The following is a 16,709-nucleotide window of genomic DNA, read 5'->3' as shown; positions in this document are numbered from 1 at the left end:
TTAAAAATGTCGATTCATTCGACTTATTACATTATTCATTTTACATAAATGACACAGGAGGGTTTTTCAATGAGAATTGGAGTGCCAACAGAAATAAAAAATAATGAAAATCGTGTAGCTATGACGCCAGCAGGTGTTGTTAACTTATCTGTTTTCGGACATGAAGTATTTATTGAAGCTGGAGCTGGACTTGGTTCAGGATTCACAGACGAAGCATACGCAGATGCAGGAGCAACTATTGTAGCTACGGCAGCAGAAGCATGGTCTCAAGAAATGGTCATGAAAGTTAAAGAACCGATTGCTTCTGAATACGGTTACTTCCGTGAAGGGTTGATCTTGTTCACTTACTTACATTTAGCACCTGAACCAGAATTGACTCAAGCTTTGGTCGCTAATAAAGTAGTTGGAATTGCATACGAAACAGTTCAACTTCCTAACAACTCATTGCCATTGTTAACACCGATGAGTGAAGTAGCTGGTCGCATGTCTACTCAAATTGGTGCTCAATTCTTGGAGAAAATCCATGGTGGTATGGGGATCTTACTAGGCGGCGTACCAGGTGTAGCTCGTGGTAAAGTTACAATCATCGGTGGCGGTATTGCAGGAACAAATGCTGCACGTGTTGCAATCGGTATGGGGGCAGATGTAACAATCATCGATTTAAGTCCAGATCGTCTTCGCCAATTGGAAGATTTATTCGGTCGTGATGTACAGACATTAATCTCAAATCCATTCAACATTGCTGAATCAGTAAAAGATTCTGATCTTGTAATTGGTGCAGTATTAATTCCAGGAGCTAAGGCGCCGAAACTTGTAACAGAAGAAATGATTAAATCAATGAAACCAGGTTCTGTTGTTGTCGACATCGCAATAGACCAAGGTGGAATTTTTGAAAGTTCTGACCGTATTACAACGCATGACCAACCAACTTATGAAAAACATGGTGTTGTTCATTACGCAGTTGCGAATATGCCGGGTGCAGTTCCACGTACATCGACAATGGCTTTGACGAACGTAACAGTTCCTTATGCTGTTCAAATTGCGAATAAAGGCTATGCACAAGCTAGTTTAGACAACAGTGCACTTCTAAAAGGTATCAACACTCTTGAAGGACATGTAACATATCAAGCAGTTGCTGATGCACAAGGACTTCCATACGTTGCAGTTGAACAACTTTTAACTAAATAATTAAGTAAAGAATAAGACCCTTTCCACGGCTAAAGTGGAAAGGGTCTTATTCTGTAAACAAACAATATAAAAGTGATTAAAATGTTGATTTCCTTTGCGACGAGTAACCGTAGTACATATGTTTTCTACGCCTCCACTCCATTGAACAAAAATGAATCTTAAAATAAGATGAAACGTATAAGTATTTATAGTTAATCGGAGGTGATTTATTGTTATTTATTATTATAATATTATTAATTCCGGTATATGGTTATTGCATTTGGAGTCTGTTTAAACCGGTAGAAAGCTTTTTATTTTTGGATCGTTGGAGATACAAAGAAACTCCTGAATTATCAGCGATTCAAATTAAGTTCATTAGAATTGGAAGCGTAGTTGCTATGATCATTATGACAATATCTCTGATTGCCCTTGCTATTGTTTCATGGACACCTACACCTCCTTTACCAGATATTAATGTTTAAGAAGACTCCTTAACTTGAAGTGAACCTAAAAAGTTAGACTGTATGATTTAAGCTATTAATGAAAAAGACCTGTATCGCATTCATTGCGATACAGGTCTTTTAAAGTTCGTTTCCATCAGCATTATGCAGTTGGAATAATAACTAATTCTTTCGGGTACTTCGTTAAGACTTCGACACCGTCTTTTGTGACAACTACATCGTCTTCAATACGAACACCTGTAATATTCGGATCATAAATCCCAGGTTCGATTGTAAAGACCATGCCTTCGATCAATTCCATTTCATTGTTCCCTGTTACTGAAGGGAATTCATGTACGGAAATACCGAGACCATGACCAAGACGATGGGTGAAGAATTCACCATATCCCGCTTCCGTAATCACATCACGTGCAATTTTATCCAGATCCATCGCACGTACACCTGGTTTTACAGCATCGACGGCATCCTGCTCTGCTTTTCTTACGGTTTCATATACGTCTTTTTGAGCTTCAGTTGGCTCGCCAAACGAGACTGTACGCGTAATATCCGAGCAGTATCCTTTGTAGATTACTCCTAAGTCGAATAAGACGAAATCACCTTTTTGGATTTTTCGGTCGCCTGGCTTTCCATGAGGGGATGCCGTTTTAGGGCCACTTAATACCATCGTATCAAATGACATATGGGAAATTCCTTTTTTCTTCAAAGCAAGTTCGATTGCTGTCAGAACTTCAAGCTCGGTCTTGCCTTCAGCGATTTCACTGACACCTACTTCGATTGCATAATCCGCATAAGCGGCTGCTTGACGAAGAATTTCTAGTTCCTGTTCGTCTTTCACTACACGCATCGCATTTAATTGGTCGTCCAAGCGATCAAATGTAGCATCAGGGAACAACTCTTGAAGGGCTTCCAATCGTTCAACTGTCATATGGGACTTTTCAATGGCAAGTCGAGAAACAGTCGATTTCTTTTCAATCGCTTCTTTTAATAACTGCCATGGATTGTCCGTATCCTGATGTCCTACAACTTCAAATGACCAGCCGGCAGCTTGTGCATCTGGAACTTCCATTTTCGGACAAATCATCAATGGTTCAGCATCCTGGAATACCACAACACCTAATAACCGTTCATGGGGATTGCTGCGGAAACCGGATACGTAAAATACATTGTCAGGTGTCGTGATAAACGCAGCTTCTATATTTTGTTGTTTTAAATACGAAGAGATTTGATTGATTTTGCTCATATAAGCACTCCTTTATAACTTTCTCTCTCTTAGCATATCAAAAAACAGGAGATTCGACATTTATATCGTATACTTATCAAATAACAAATATAGGAGGTTCAAGAATATGTATGTATCTTTTCACGGGCATTCAGTTGTCAAAATCAAAACGGGTGATTATACGATATTGATTGACCCATTTATTACAGGGAACGACTTGACTGATTTAGTTGCAGAAAATGAAAAGCCAGATGTCATATTACTAACGCACGGACATAACGATCATGTAGGAGACACGATTGCTCTCACACAAGCGAATGACACCTTAGTCATTGCACCATTTGAGCTTGCAGAGTATTTGTCGTGGCAAGGGGTAAAAACACATGGAATGCATATTGGCGGAGCATATCAATTCGATTTTGGAAAAGTGAAATTCACGCAGGCTTTCCACGGATCTTCCTATGTAACGGAAAAGAATGAAATAATTTATACCGGGATGCCAGCAGGAATTTTGTTTATGGCTGAAGGAAAAACAGTTTACCATGCAGGTGATACTGCATTATTTGGAGATATGAAATTAATCGGTGAAAGACACCCCATTGATTTGGCATTTTTACCAATTGGAGATAACTTCACTATGGGTATTGAGGATGCTGCCTATGCGGTTGAGTTATTGAAACCAAAAGCCGTGGTTCCGATACACTACAATACGTTTCCTCCAATTCAACAAAATCCTCTAGATTTCAAAGCTGCAGTTGAAGGTGCAAAGGTTCATGTCCTTAACGCGGGCGACGGAGTGGAATTGTAATGACCAAAACACGGAAGTCACTGACTTTCCGTGTTTTTTTATTTAATTAAAAGAGCGGCTTTGTGATACACTAATAACAGAACGATTGTTTGGGGAATAGGTGAATACATGGCTACAAAACACGAACAAATATTACAATATATTGAGTCTTTACCCGTTGGAGACAAAATCTCCGTCCGTCGGATAGCGAAAGAACTGCAAGTGAGTGAAGGCACTGCCTACAGGGCAATTAAAGAGGCTGAAACCCAGCGTTATGTCAGCACGATTGAACGGGTTGGAACGATTCGTATTGAAAAGAAAAAGAAAGAAAATATCGAACGTCTGACTTTTGCAGAAGTTGTAAACATTGTGGATGGTCAAGTATTGGGTGGCAAAAGTGGACTACATAAAACGCTAACCAAGTTTGTAATTGGGGCAATGCAATTAGAAGACATGATGCGTTACACCGATGCAGGTAGTTTGTTGATCGTCGGAAACCGTGCGAAGGCGCATTTCACTGCATTGAAAGCTGGAGCGGCCGTCTTGATTACTGGTGGGTTTGAGGCATCGGAGTCTTTGAAAAAAGTGGCGGATGAATTCGAGTTGCCGATTATCTCGACAAGTTATGACACATTTACAGTGGCCACGATGATTAATCGTGCCATCTATGATCAATTAATCAAAAAAGAAATTTTATTCATTGAAGATATTTACGTCCCTTACCAGGAAACCGATTTCTTACGTGTAAGTGAGAATGTGAAGGCTTATCATGACAAAAATGCGCAAACCAAGCATGGTGGCTTCCCCGTAGTAGATGCAAACCAAAAGATTGTTGGAATCGTTACTGCGAGGGATGTAATCGGGAAGAATCATGGCGAATCAATCGAAAAAGTCATGACTAAAAATCCAATTACAGTCACGATGAAAACGAGTGTAGCTACTGCCGGACATCGGATGATCTGGGAGGGTATCGATTTAATGCCTGTAGTCAATGATGCCGGCATTCTTGAAGGCGTCATCAGTCGCCAGGATGTATTGAAAGCCTTGCAACTAGCACAAAGGCAGCCGCAACATGGCGAAACAATCGATGATATTGTGAAAAATCAAATGAAAGTCCTGCAAGAAGATGAACTAGCCGTCGAGTTTACGGTGACCCCTCAAATGACGAACCAATTTGGGGCAATATCTTATGGGGCATTTACTACGTTGTTGGCTGAAGCGGGTAATTACGCGTTAAAAAATAGAAAACGTGGAGATAGTGTTGCTGAGAATATGACGATCTACTTCATAAAACCTGTTCAAATGGATAGTGTATTGACCGTACGTCCCCGCATATTAGATATGAGCCGGAAGTTTGTAAAGATGGAGTTTGACGTCTTCCATGGTACTCTTCTAGTTGGGAAAGCGATGATGATGTTCCAATTGCTAGAGAGATAAGATTATTCCCATGAAAAAAGTGATGCTAGTAAGCATCACTTTTTGTTCAGATTGAATTCTTCTTCAACGAATTGACCATAGTGTTTAGCGACCCGGTAATAATTAATCACGGTAAACAATCCAATAACGATAAACAGCCCGGAGATCACATACGTTAAGGTAGTCGGGAATAAAAATAATTGGTTAAGTCCGAAGAAAAATAACAAACTGCCAAGTGCCATTAAAGCGCGATTCGCATACCACTTCTTGGCAATTGGTAACTCACTGCGAAATTGCTTCGTTTTAAAATAGAAATAAAACGCAAAAGAAATAACAATTAGAAATATAAATACAGCATTTATCATCGTAAACCTCCTGTTAATAAATGAAACTGTCATTATTGTATCGACATTTTTACAGAATTGCGAATGGTATTCACGAAAGGTCGGAGGGAAAATCATGAAACGTCAAATCATAGACACAATATCTGCTTACGAAACAATCATTATCCATCGGCATGTACGACCAGATCCCGATGCATATGGATCTTCATTTGGGTTGAAAGAAATTTTAAAGGCAAGTTATCCGGACAAAAATGTTTACGTAACAGGTGAACATGAAGATACGTTAAGCTTCCTTGCTCACCCTGATCAAGTAAGTGACTCACAATTTGAAGGTGCGCTAATTATCGTTACGGATACAGCAAATACAGAACGCATCGACGATCAACGATACAAATCAGGCGCATTTTTAATCAAAATAGACCATCACCCGAACGATGATGCTTACGGTGACTTATTATGGGTTAATACACAAGCCAGTTCTGCCAGTGAAATGATTTATGACTTATTCGAAGAAGGCCAGTCAAGTGCAAATTGGCAAATGTCTGACGCTGGTGCTCGGGTTCTATTTGCAGGCATCGTCGGAGATACTGGACGGTTTATGTTTTCAAGCACTAGTCAAAAGACTTTTGACACAGCAGGCGATTTAATTAAATACAATTTCGATCGTACCGAATTATTCAATGGAATGTATGAAGTAGAACGTAATTTATTGAATTTACAAGGACATATTTATCAGCATTTCGTGATGAATGAAGATGGAGCTGCTTATGTTAAATTACCACTTGAAACGTTGAAAGAATTCGGAGTGACTGCAAGCGAAACGTCGTTATTGGTCGGCTCGCTTGGCAATGTAAAAGGCATCAAGGCGTGGATTATATTTATTGAAGAAGAAGATCAAATACGCGTTAGACTGCGTTCAAAAGGTCCAGTGATCAATGAACTGGCTAAACAGTATGGTGGCGGTGGTCATCCACTTGCTTCAGGAGCTTCCGTCTATAACTGGAATGATGCAGATGAAGTCATCGCTAAACTAAACACATTATGTAAGTAAGAAAGAGGGGGAAGGAACCAATGAATCCAGTGTATCCACAAGTAGGGACTTCAGCAGATTTACTAAATAGTACGATTCGCTTAGAAGCATTGATTCCTTTCCTTCAAAATCAACAGGCCACTTCAGTAGCCCTTACAAATAGACGTTTATACGGCGTGTTGCCGTTTTATCAGGCTGTCAGGAAAGCTGGTTTGAATCCCGTCATTGGTTTAACTTGTCATATTGAACTATTGGACGAGACTCTCGTAGAGGTCCAGCTATATGCGAAAAATAACCTGGGGTACCAGAACTTATTGAAAATCAGTAGTGCACTGGAAGTGAAAGGGCTGTCCGCTCTCCCAATTAAATGGTTACGTGCCTATAAAGAAGGTTGTATGGTGGTTGTCCCACTAGCCAAGCTTGAAACAATGCAAACCATTGAATCGAATTTGGATGCTTTAAAAGAAATTATGGGTTCTGAGTTGTTTGGTGGAGTTGAAAGAGCAGGAGGGTTCATTTCTGATGACGAAAGTGCCTTTGTCGCAAACTGCAGGGAAAGGCAAATTTCATTAATGGCAACTCATCAGGCAAACTATGTATCTTCAAAAGATGCATTTGCCTATGAAGTGGCTCAAGCTATTGCTAACGGAGTGAAGCTGAGCGATTATAACAGGGTTAAACCTCAGCATGAGCATCACTATTTGCCTACTCGGGAACAATGGATTGAATGGTTTGCAGACCAGCCGGAGTGGTCGGAGGAAACATCACGACTTCTTGAGAGTTGTCATGTTGAACTTGTCACCGATCAATACCATATGCCTAAATTTCCAGTACCGGAAAATGTCTCGGTGCAGGATGTTTTGCGAGAAAAATGTATCGCCGGACTTCAACAGCGGTTATTGATATTCAATGAACCATATAAAAAACGACTTGAGATGGAACTAAACGTGATTAATCAAATGGGTTATGCCGATTATTTTCTAATTGTGGCTGACTTTATGGAATACGCGAAAAACAATCAAATTCTGACAGGTCCCGGACGTGGCTCTTCTGCCAGCTCCCTTGTCGCGTATTCGTTATACATTACTCATGTTGATCCCCTGGAGTATGGTCTGTTATTCGAACGTTTCTTAAATCCTGAACGAATTACGATGCCCGATATTGATATTGATTTTGCTGACCATCGCCGTCAAGAAGTCATTCAGTATGTGGCAAAAAAATATGGCACCACCCATGTAGCTCAAATTGTCACCTTTGGTACATTATCTGCAAAGGCAGCAGCCAGAGATGTGGCTCGGGTCTTTGGGTTTGATAGTTCTGTTCTCGAGATGATATCCAAACAACTTCCGAATAAACCTGGCATTTCATTTGAAGAAGCAGTGAACAGCTCTGAGAACCTGAAAAAATGGATTGAGATGGATACTGCACATCACAAGTGGTTCGAAACTGTCAAAGAGTTGGAAGGGTTGCCGAGAAATGCATCGACCCATGCCGCAGGAGTTGTTTTATCACCTGTTCCCCTAGTCGAGCTTCTGCCAATAGAAGAAGGACAGGACGGCATTTATTTAACCCAGTGGCCCATGAAAGAAGTGGAACAGAGCGGATTACTTAAAATGGATTTTCTTGGTTTAAGAAATTTGACCATTCTGGAAAGAATACGCACAATGATTTGGTTCGATCAGAGCAAGTGGCTCGATTTCGAAAAAATCTCCTTAAGTCACGAAGGAACTTTCAAACTACTTCAACAGGGGGATACAACCGGGGTTTTCCAATTGGAATCAGATGGAATGAGACAAGCTCTTCGTGATATCCGACCTACGCATTTCCTGGATATTGTGGCAGTCAACGCCTTATACCGTCCCGGTCCGATGGATAATATTCCTACATATAAACGCAGGAAACATATGGAAGAGAAAACAACATATGTCCACCCAATGCTTGAGCCAATCTTGAAAGAAACTTACGGCGTTATTGTTTACCAAGAACAAATTATGCAAATTTCTTCAAGAATGGCTGGTTTTACTTTTGGTGAATCGGATATTTTAAGACGTGCCGTAAGCAAGAAAAACCGACAAGTGTTAGATGAGCAGCGCCAGCATTTTGTAGAACGTGCACAGAGAAATCATTTTACCAAGCAAGAAGCAAATGAAGTGTATGATCTAATTGTCAGATTTGCTGACTATGGTTTTCCGAAAAGCCATGCTGTAGCCTACAGTTTGATTTCCTATCAGATGGCTTACTTAAAAGTTCAATATCCGGCGTACTTCTACGCTTCATTATTGACTGCTGCCATGGGGAATCAGGAAAAAATCATGCGCCTGATACAGGAAGTCAAACAGCATAACATTAAACTCTTGCCACCATCTATACATAAAAGCGGACTGACATTCCGGGTAGAAAATGGTGCAATCCGGTTTGGCTTATCGGCAGTTAAAGGAGTTTCCAATGTTTTCTTAAGAGAACTATTGGTAAAACGCAAGAACTCTCATCCACTTTGGCAGGATATTTTTGAACTGGCAGCCAGTCTGTCGGCAGAACAATTTTCTCGGAAGCAAATCGAACCGTTGATTAAAGCTGGTGCTCTTGATGATTTTGGTCAAGACCGTGCGACATTGCTTGCGACACTTGATGCAGCCGTTCAATACGCAGAACTCGTCAGACCAAATTCGGAGCAGGATCTATTTGACGGGGACATCAAGACTTTCGGAAAGCCGAAGTACGTGAAGAACTCGGACATGCCTGACATGCTGAAACTACAATTTGAACGGGAAACACTTGGGTTATACATGTCTAACCACCCTGTAGAACGTTTGAAGAAAGAGTTGCAGCTGCAAGTTTCTTCTATTCAGGAAATCCGTTACGCACGTACTGGTCAATCCATTGCCATTGTCGGAATGATTGAAGAGATTCGTAGAATTCGTACCAAAAAAGGTGAATCGATGGCATTCATTACCGTACAAGATGAGACCTCTGATATTTCGTGTACCATATTCCCGAAAGACTATGCCCATCATAATCTGGTAATTAAAGAACAGCATGTCATAAAAATCGAAGGCATGATTGAATGGCGACAAGGTAAGCCACAAATCATTGTCAAAAATATAAAGACACTGTCTTAATGACGACCCAACAAATCCTTTTGTTGGGTTGTTTTTGGTAGATCTGAAAGTAATATAAATTTCTCGTTTAAACAATTAGAACTTCTGCTTACGCGAATAGAACCTCCACGAACGCGAATAGACCCGCCATTATAAGGAATACCGAGAATAGAGCTAATTAGTTAAGGGCAGCTGTCCGTTTTTGTCGATAAAACAGGTATTGACCCGCATTTTATTATTGATGACAGGTCCTTACTGCAACAGATGTTTTCAGTCTTTCTTTTTCGAATTTTCCATTGCAACTCAGTCAAATTTTTTGTATGATAGGTTCATTGAGTGGTCAGACCACTTTGAAAAATTTGGAAGGTCGAGGCGTGCTATGACAAATCAAACGACAAAAATGTATTTGCAAATTGTTCGTGAACTTCGACTTCTTATTCAATCGGAAAACATACGACCAGGAGGGAAACTTCCATCTGAACGTGAATTAGCGGAGCGACTTCAAGTAGGGAGATCGACCGTTCGGGAAGCACTGCGCAGTCTGGAACTTTTAGGCCTAATTGAAACTAAACGTGGAGAAGGTACGTTTCTCACAGATTTTCGCAAGCACAAATTAGTCGAAGTATTATCAACTTTTATTCTACAAGATACGAAAACGATAGAAGATGTACATATCACACGTGAAATCCACGAAAAAGAAGCCATCCGCATTGTGGCAGGATCTACATCCCTCAATCAACTTCCCGTATGGGCGAGTTTACTCAAGCAATTACAAGAAGAAGGAACCATTGTAAGAGAAGATTTGATTCGAGAAATTCTGATATCGAGTAACAATCGATTGTCACTGAAAATGTGGTTTCTTTTAAAACAATATGGAGAAGAACCATACCAAGGACACTCGGAAACTGAAGAAAACCATGCTATTCAACAATTATTGACAGCCATTATGGATGGAGAAATTGAACTGGCGATTCGCTCATATACCGCTTGGACTAAATGGTTAACACAAGGGAGAGAGACCACATGATACGAGAAATCTTTTCAAGAAATCGTAAAAATAAATACGCGACGATTCCATCAAATGCATCAAAAACAGATGTTCCAGAAGGCATAATGACAAAATGTCCGGAATGTAAACATATCGGTTTAACGAAAGACTTAATCAAAAACAAAAAAGTTTGTCCGGCTTGTGATCATCATTACAAAATGACGGCACATGAACGTGTGTCTATTTTTATGGATGAGGGCACATTTGAATCGATGGACGATCATTTAAGTACTGTTAATCCACTTAATTTCCCAGGATATACGGATAAAATTAAGTCAGATAGTGCGAAAACCGGATTAAATGAAGCGGTCCTGACTGGAACTGGATTACTAAATGGACGCAAAGTCGTGGTAGCTATTATGGATGCCCATTTCCGCATGGGGTCGATGGGGTCTGTGGTTGGTGAAAAAATTACCCGCGCCGTTGAAGAAGCGACGAAGCAAGAAGTTCCTTTCATTATTTTCACAGCCAGCGGTGGAGCACGCATGCAAGAAGGAGTGCTTTCGCTAATGCAAATGGCGAAAACAAGCGTGGCACTAAATCGCCACAGTGAAAGAGGACAACTATTTATTTCAATTCTGACCCATCCTACGACAGGAGGAGTTTCAGCAAGTTTCGCCTCAATTGGTGATATCAATTTAGCTGAACCAAAAGCATTAATTGGCTTTGCAGGCAGACGCGTTATTGAACAAACTGTACGGGAAAAACTACCGGAAAACTTCCAGACGGCCGAGTTTTTATTGGCACATGGACAGCTGGATGCGGTCGTACACCGTTCTTCGATGAAAGAAACCGTATCTACACTTGTGAAGCTTCATTCGAAAGGAGGCAACTAATATGGTGAAAACTCTTCCTTTTGAAGAACCAGTTATTCAGTTACGTGATAAAATTACTGAGTTAAAAGACTTCACTTCTAATGCTGACGTTGATTTATCGACAGAAATTCAACAATTAGAAGATCGTCTTCAAAAACTGGAAACAGATATTTATGACAATATGCAACCTTGGGACCGTGTTCAAGTTGCGAGACATCCAGAACGTCCAACGACACTTGATTACATTCGTGAAATATTTACAGACTTTATTGAGCTTCACGGTGACCGTTCGTATGGAGATGATGAAGCCATAGTTGGTGGTATCGCTGCATTCAATGGTTGCCCGATAACAATAATTGGCCATCAACGGGGCAAAGATACGAAAGAAAATATTCGTCGCAATTTTGGGATGCCACATCCTGAAGGTTACCGCAAAGCATTACGATTGATGAAACAAGCTGAAAAGTTCAATCGTGCGATTGTCTGTTTTATTGATACAAAAGGAGCTTATCCTGGGAAAGCTGCTGAAGAGCGTGGACAGAGTGAAGCGATTGCCCGAAACCTTGTTGAAATGGCTGGTCTCAAAGTTCCTGTCATCAGTGTGGTAATAGGTGAAGGTGGAAGTGGTGGGGCACTTGCTCTAGGCGTTGCCAACCACGTTCATATGCTGGAAAACTCCACATACTCTGTAATTTCACCAGAAGGAGCAGCATCGATTTTATGGAAAGATTCATCACTCGCACAACAAGCTGCAGAAGCGATGAAAATTACCGCACCAGACTTAAAGCAAATGGGCATTGTAGATGAAATCATTCAAGAAGCCACTGGAGGAGCTCATCGCGATACAAAGCAACAAGCCATCTATATGAAAGAAGCATTGCAACGTTCAATCGATACACTCAGCAAAATGAGTAAAGAAGAATTGGTGAACAATCGTTATGAGAAGTTTAAATCTATTGGGGAATTTGCAGAATGAGGATGCGTATGCCGCATCCTTGTTTTTTTTCACTGACAATAAGCGATCAAACATGGTAATGTGAATATAGGGATTGGCAAAGGAGGAACATCCAATTGAAAAAAATAGGTGTTTTAACTAGTGGTGGAGATGCACCGGGGATGAATGCAGCTTTACGTGCAGTTGTCAGAAAAGCGATTTATCATGAAATGGAAGTAATGGGGATCTATAATGGTTACCAAGGTTTAATTGACGGGAAAATTGTCCCATTGGACTTGGGTTCAGTTGGGGATATTATTCAAAGAGGCGGTACGAAGTTACACTCTGCCCGATGCCTGGAATTTAAAACCGAAGAAGGGCAATTAAAAGCGATTGAACAAATGAAAAAACATGGGATTGAAGGTCTAGTCGTCATTGGAGGCGATGGTTCTTATCGTGGTGCAATGGCTTTAACATCTAAAGGTTTTCCTTGTATCGGGGTGCCAGGCACCATCGATAATGACATTCCAGGTACGGATTTCACAATTGGCTTCGACACAGCACTAAATACTGTCATAGAAGCAATTGATAAAATCCGTGATACGGCAACATCACATGAACGAACTTTTATTATTGAAGTCATGGGCAGGGATGCAGGCGATTTGGCTTTGTGGGCAGGTTTGGCAGGTGGAGCTGAAACTATCGTGATTCCGGAAGAACCATTTGATTTGGAAGACATTTTATCAAGACTTCGCAGTGGTCATGAACGTGGGAAAAAACATAGCATTATCATTGTCTCTGAGGGTGTTATGAATGCCAATCAATTTGCAGACCTATTGAAAGAGCATGCCCAAATTGAAACACGTGTTTCTGTTCTCGGACATATCCAGCGAGGAGGCACTCCTTCAGCAAGGGACCGTGTATTAGCGAGTCTATTCGGTGCAAGGGCTGTTGAGAAGTTAATGGAAGGTCAAGGTGGACTTGCCATTGGCATGCGCAATCATCAAGTGGTAGACTATTCAATGACTGAGGCTTTCGATGGAAAGCATGAAGCGGATTTAACTATGTATAAATTATCAAAAGAATTAGCCATTTAGTGTATGGAGAGGATATAAAAATGAGAAAAACAAAAATCGTATGTACAATTGGCCCTGCCAGTGAATCACCAGAAATGCTTGAAAAATTAATCGAAGCAGGGATGAATGTCGCTCGCTTGAACTTTTCACATGGAAATCATGAGGAACACGGAGAACGCATTAAACGTATTCGTGAAGCATCTAAAAAAACCGGGAAAATCGTCGGTATTCTTTTGGATACAAAAGGTCCAGAAATCCGCACGCATCAAATGGAAAACGATGCCATTGAATTGGAGTCAGGTCAAGCGTTAGCAATTTCCATGACTGAAGTTTTAGGGACGAAAGATATGTTTTCAATCTCGTATGACCGTTTGATTGAAGATGTAAGTGAAGGCTCTGTCATTTTATTGGATGATGGATTAATCGAACTTCGTGTTTCCAATGTAGATTTAACTGAAGGTTTGATTCATACAGTTGTCTATAATGCTGGAACGTTGAAAAACAAAAAAGGCGTAAATGTACCAGGTGTTTCCGTGCAACTGCCAGGGATGACGGACAAAGATGCACAGGATATATTATTTGGGATTGAGCAGGACGTAGATTTTATTGCTGCTTCATTTGTACGTCGTGCAAAAGATGTCATGGAAATTCGTGAATTGCTCGAGAAAAATGATGGTGGGCATATTCAAATTATCCCGAAAATCGAGAACCAGGAAGGTGTCGATAATATTGATGACATCCTGTTGGTATCAGATGGCTTAATGGTCGCTCGTGGGGATCTAGGAGTAGAAATTCCTGCCGAAGAAGTGCCATTGGTCCAAAAAAGCTTAATCGGTAAATGTAATGAAGCGGGCAAACCTGTCATAACTGCAACACAGATGTTGGACTCTATGCAACGTAATCCACGTCCGACCCGTGCCGAAGCGAGTGATGTAGCAAACGCAATCTTTGATGGTACAGATGCAATCATGCTTTCAGGTGAAACAGCAGCTGGAATGTATCCTGTTGAATCTGTAAAAACAATGGATAAAATTGCAATTCGTACGGAAGATGCATTGGATTACCGTGCAATCGTTTCTGCAAAGAGTAAAAGCAAAGAAGTCACAATGACAGATGCGATTGGTCAAGCAGTTGCTCATACATCTATCAACTTAAAAGCAAAAGCGATTATCGCTCCTACTGAAAGTGGACATACTGCGAAAATGATTTCAAAGTATCGTCAAGGCGCATCAATCATTGCTGTCACTTCAACTGAACGACCTTCACGTAAATTGACCCTAGTTTGGGGTGTTTATCCGATCGTCGGAGAAAAAGTAGGTTCAACAGATGAAATTCTGGATCTTTCAGTAGAAGAAAGTTTAAAACATAATTATGTTAAGCATGGTGATCTTGTCATAATTACGGCTGGTGTACCAGTTGGTGAAGCTGGTACGACGAACTTGATGAAAGTTCACGTGATTGGCGATATCGTTGCAAAAGGGCAAGGTATTGGAAAATCGGTTGCATTCGGAAAGACTGTCGTTGCCAATAATGCTTATGACTTAGAGAATATCGATACAACTGATTCTATTATCGTAACCATTGGTTCTGACCGGGATATGATGCCGGCCATTCAAAAATGTGCAGGGCTTATTACGGAAGAAGGTGGCTTAACAAGTCATGCGGCTGTAGTAGGCTTGAGTCTTGGGATTCCAGTAATCGTTGGAGTTAAAGATGTTACGAAATTGATTGTAAGCGGTCAGGATGTCACGATGGATGCTGAATCTGGTGTCATCTATCATGGACATGCGAGCGTTCTTTAAGTAAACCTTTCATAAAAAAAGCCTCAACACTGGAGTGTTGGGGCCATTTTTTTCATATTGTTTATTTTGAAGATAGAAAAATAAAGGGGATGTTCGAAATGAAATGGTTGGCATTAATCTTTATTGTAGTTCCCGCTTTGGAAATTGCGCTTTTGTTATGGTCTGGTAAAACATTTGGTTTAATTCCTACCATCATCATTATTCTCAGCACTGGAATACTAGGAGCGTTTCTTGCCAAAAAACAAGGTTTAAAAGCGATTCGGGACGTTCAAATGCAAATGAAGAATTTTCAGGCCCCAGGTGATGCGATGGTCAATGCTTTATTCGTCTTTGCCGGTGGACTTTTGTTATTATCTCCTGGATTTGTTACAGATTTGTTTGGATTTTTGTTTTTGTTTTCACCGACAAGACAGTTATTTAAGCCAATCGTTTATAAATGGATTCGGTCCAAAATGAAAAAAGGGCAAATTATTGTGATGTAAACCAATGATGTTTACTAAAATGAACGGCTGCGAGCAGCAGAAAAGGACTTAGCAAAATGCCTGGAATGCCGAAAAGCAGTAAAGAACATGCACTGATGAAAAATACATGAACGGCTCGTATGTGCATGGTATTTGCCCACAAGTAAGACTCGAATAATTGACGTGTCAACAATATAAATGTATAGAGTAAGAGAATGATAATCCCGAGGGTCGTTTGCTTCGTTAATATGAAGAAAGCAGCCATCGGGATTAAAATTATGCCTGTCCCTAAAAATGGCATTAAGTCAGCAAAAGATATTAAGAAGGCTAGTCCGATTGGAGACGAAAAATCCAGTACATAAAACCCGATCATTAATTGGGCGAAGGTCATAAGGAATAACTTAATCTCCACAATCGTAAATTTTTCAAATAGCTTTGTTGCTTTTAAAAACAATGGCTTGATGGTTTGTCTCGTCTTGGAGGGGATATAGATGAAGAACCAGGTTCTGGATTTTAATGATTCTTGTAAAGCAAAAAACAGTGCTACTAAAAATACAAAGGTTTCTACAAATTGAGCTGGAAGATGCTGAATAAATAAAGATATTTTTTTCAATAAGTTTTCACTGACCATCGATAAAGCTTCAATAACTGATTGCCAGTTTGTTCTATTAGCCTTCATCAGTACTTGAAGTTCTTCCAAGTGAAATCTAAAGGGATAGAGTATTTCAAGAAGTTCTCTTATCATCAGTGTACAACCCAAGATAATTGATCCAAGCAAGGCACTTTCAAATAACAAAACGGCTATCCAGCGTGGTAAACGGGTAATTTTATGTATCCACTTTACAATAGGGTGTAGAAAATAAGCGAGTAATATGGCAATAGTAACAGGATAAATCAGCCAGGTAATGAGTAATATGAGCGCTACAGGCACCCATTTCTTTATAAATGCTACTATGTTTTCATACACTTTTTCACCTCCAAAACTTTTGTTATTGTATGTTAGATGGGTATTACATCGTTTAGACAGAATATTTCTGCTTTGCGACAAGAT

The 16,709-nt window shown here is 40.3% G+C and carries 15 protein-coding genes; 12 read left to right on the top strand and 3 right to left on the bottom strand.

Annotation, left to right across the window (positions count from 1 at the left end; translation table 11 throughout):
- Positions 1 to 69 precede the first annotated feature (69 nt).
- Complete coding sequence (ald, locus tag ACQKEV_RS10925) at positions 70 to 1,188, top strand: alanine dehydrogenase (protein ID WP_427445069.1); 1,119 nt, start codon at positions 70 to 72, stop codon at positions 1,186 to 1,188.
- Positions 1,189 to 1,397: 209 nt separating this feature from the next.
- Positions 1,398 to 1,649: a hypothetical protein gene (locus ACQKEV_RS10920; RefSeq protein WP_427445071.1), complete on the top strand. Its 252-nt coding sequence runs from the start codon at positions 1,398 to 1,400 to the stop codon at positions 1,647 to 1,649.
- Between the two features lie 121 nt (positions 1,650 to 1,770).
- Here ACQKEV_RS10920 and ACQKEV_RS10915 read toward each other — a convergent pair whose 3' ends face one another.
- Positions 1,771 to 2,868: a M24 family metallopeptidase gene (locus ACQKEV_RS10915; protein ID WP_427445073.1), complete on the bottom strand. Its 1,098-nt coding sequence runs from the start codon at positions 2,866 to 2,868 to the stop codon at positions 1,771 to 1,773.
- 106 nt (positions 2,869 to 2,974) lie between these two features.
- Between ACQKEV_RS10915 and ACQKEV_RS10910 the strand changes: the two genes are divergently transcribed.
- Together ACQKEV_RS10910 and ACQKEV_RS10905 are read left to right on the top strand one after the other, a co-directional pair.
- Entirely contained in the window at positions 2,975 to 3,655 is a 681-nt protein-coding gene (locus ACQKEV_RS10910) for a metal-dependent hydrolase (RefSeq protein ID WP_427445075.1), read from the top strand.
- Between the two features lie 108 nt (positions 3,656 to 3,763).
- Positions 3,764 to 5,071 (top strand): DRTGG domain-containing protein, encoded by a 1,308-nt coding sequence (locus ACQKEV_RS10905; protein ID WP_427445077.1) that lies wholly within the window; start codon positions 3,764 to 3,766, stop codon positions 5,069 to 5,071.
- Between the two features lie 35 nt (positions 5,072 to 5,106).
- On the opposite strand, the gene ACQKEV_RS10900 is transcribed toward ACQKEV_RS10905, so the two are convergent.
- On the bottom strand, positions 5,107 to 5,415 hold the full coding sequence (locus ACQKEV_RS10900; protein WP_427445079.1) for a YtpI family protein: 309 nt from the start codon (positions 5,413 to 5,415) through the stop codon (positions 5,107 to 5,109).
- Between the two features lie 94 nt (positions 5,416 to 5,509).
- Here ACQKEV_RS10900 and ACQKEV_RS10895 point away from each other — a divergent pair, with 94 nt between their 5' ends.
- From ACQKEV_RS10895 to ACQKEV_RS10860, 8 genes are all read left to right on the top strand, one after another.
- On the top strand, positions 5,510 to 6,445 hold the full coding sequence (locus tag ACQKEV_RS10895) for a DHH family phosphoesterase (RefSeq protein ID WP_427445081.1): 936 nt from the start codon (positions 5,510 to 5,512) through the stop codon (positions 6,443 to 6,445).
- Between the two features lie 20 nt (positions 6,446 to 6,465).
- Entirely contained in the window at positions 6,466 to 9,543 is a 3,078-nt protein-coding gene (gene dnaE / locus ACQKEV_RS10890; RefSeq protein ID WP_427445083.1) for a DNA polymerase III subunit alpha, read from the top strand.
- Positions 9,544 to 9,901: 358 nt separating this feature from the next.
- Complete coding sequence (locus ACQKEV_RS10885) at positions 9,902 to 10,549, top strand: FadR/GntR family transcriptional regulator (RefSeq protein ID WP_427445085.1); 648 nt, start codon at positions 9,902 to 9,904, stop codon at positions 10,547 to 10,549.
- The gene (accD, locus tag ACQKEV_RS10880) at positions 10,546 to 11,406 is read left to right on the top strand and encodes an acetyl-CoA carboxylase, carboxyltransferase subunit beta (RefSeq protein WP_427445088.1); all 861 of its coding nucleotides are present in this window, start codon (positions 10,546 to 10,548) and stop codon (positions 11,404 to 11,406) included. The genes ACQKEV_RS10885 and accD overlap by 4 nt, the downstream gene beginning before the upstream one ends.
- A gap of 1 nt (position 11,407) precedes the next feature.
- A complete protein-coding gene (gene accA, locus ACQKEV_RS10875; protein WP_427445090.1) occupies positions 11,408 to 12,361 on the top strand; it encodes an acetyl-CoA carboxylase carboxyl transferase subunit alpha in 954 nt (317 codons plus the stop codon).
- A gap of 95 nt (positions 12,362 to 12,456) precedes the next feature.
- On the top strand, positions 12,457 to 13,416 hold the full coding sequence (gene pfkA / locus ACQKEV_RS10870; RefSeq protein ID WP_427445092.1) for a 6-phosphofructokinase: 960 nt from the start codon (positions 12,457 to 12,459) through the stop codon (positions 13,414 to 13,416).
- 20 nt (positions 13,417 to 13,436) lie between these two features.
- Entirely contained in the window at positions 13,437 to 15,197 is a 1,761-nt protein-coding gene (gene pyk / locus ACQKEV_RS10865) for a pyruvate kinase (protein WP_427445095.1), read from the top strand.
- A gap of 98 nt (positions 15,198 to 15,295) precedes the next feature.
- On the top strand, positions 15,296 to 15,679 hold the full coding sequence (locus ACQKEV_RS10860) for an FxsA family protein (RefSeq protein WP_427445098.1): 384 nt from the start codon (positions 15,296 to 15,298) through the stop codon (positions 15,677 to 15,679).
- Here the strand turns inward: ACQKEV_RS10860 and ACQKEV_RS10855 are convergent.
- Complete coding sequence (locus ACQKEV_RS10855) at positions 15,666 to 16,625, bottom strand: AI-2E family transporter (protein WP_427445101.1); 960 nt, start codon at positions 16,623 to 16,625, stop codon at positions 15,666 to 15,668. The genes ACQKEV_RS10860 and ACQKEV_RS10855 overlap by 14 nt on opposite strands.
- Between the last annotated feature and the right edge of the window lie 84 nt (positions 16,626 to 16,709).

This window comes from Paenisporosarcina sp. NPDC076907 (genome assembly GCF_050269735.1).
Classification (GTDB): domain Bacteria; phylum Bacillota; class Bacilli; order Bacillales_A; family Planococcaceae; genus Paenisporosarcina.
The sequence above is the reverse complement of the archived record's forward strand: the minus strand, read 5'-3'. Positions and strand labels throughout refer to the sequence as shown.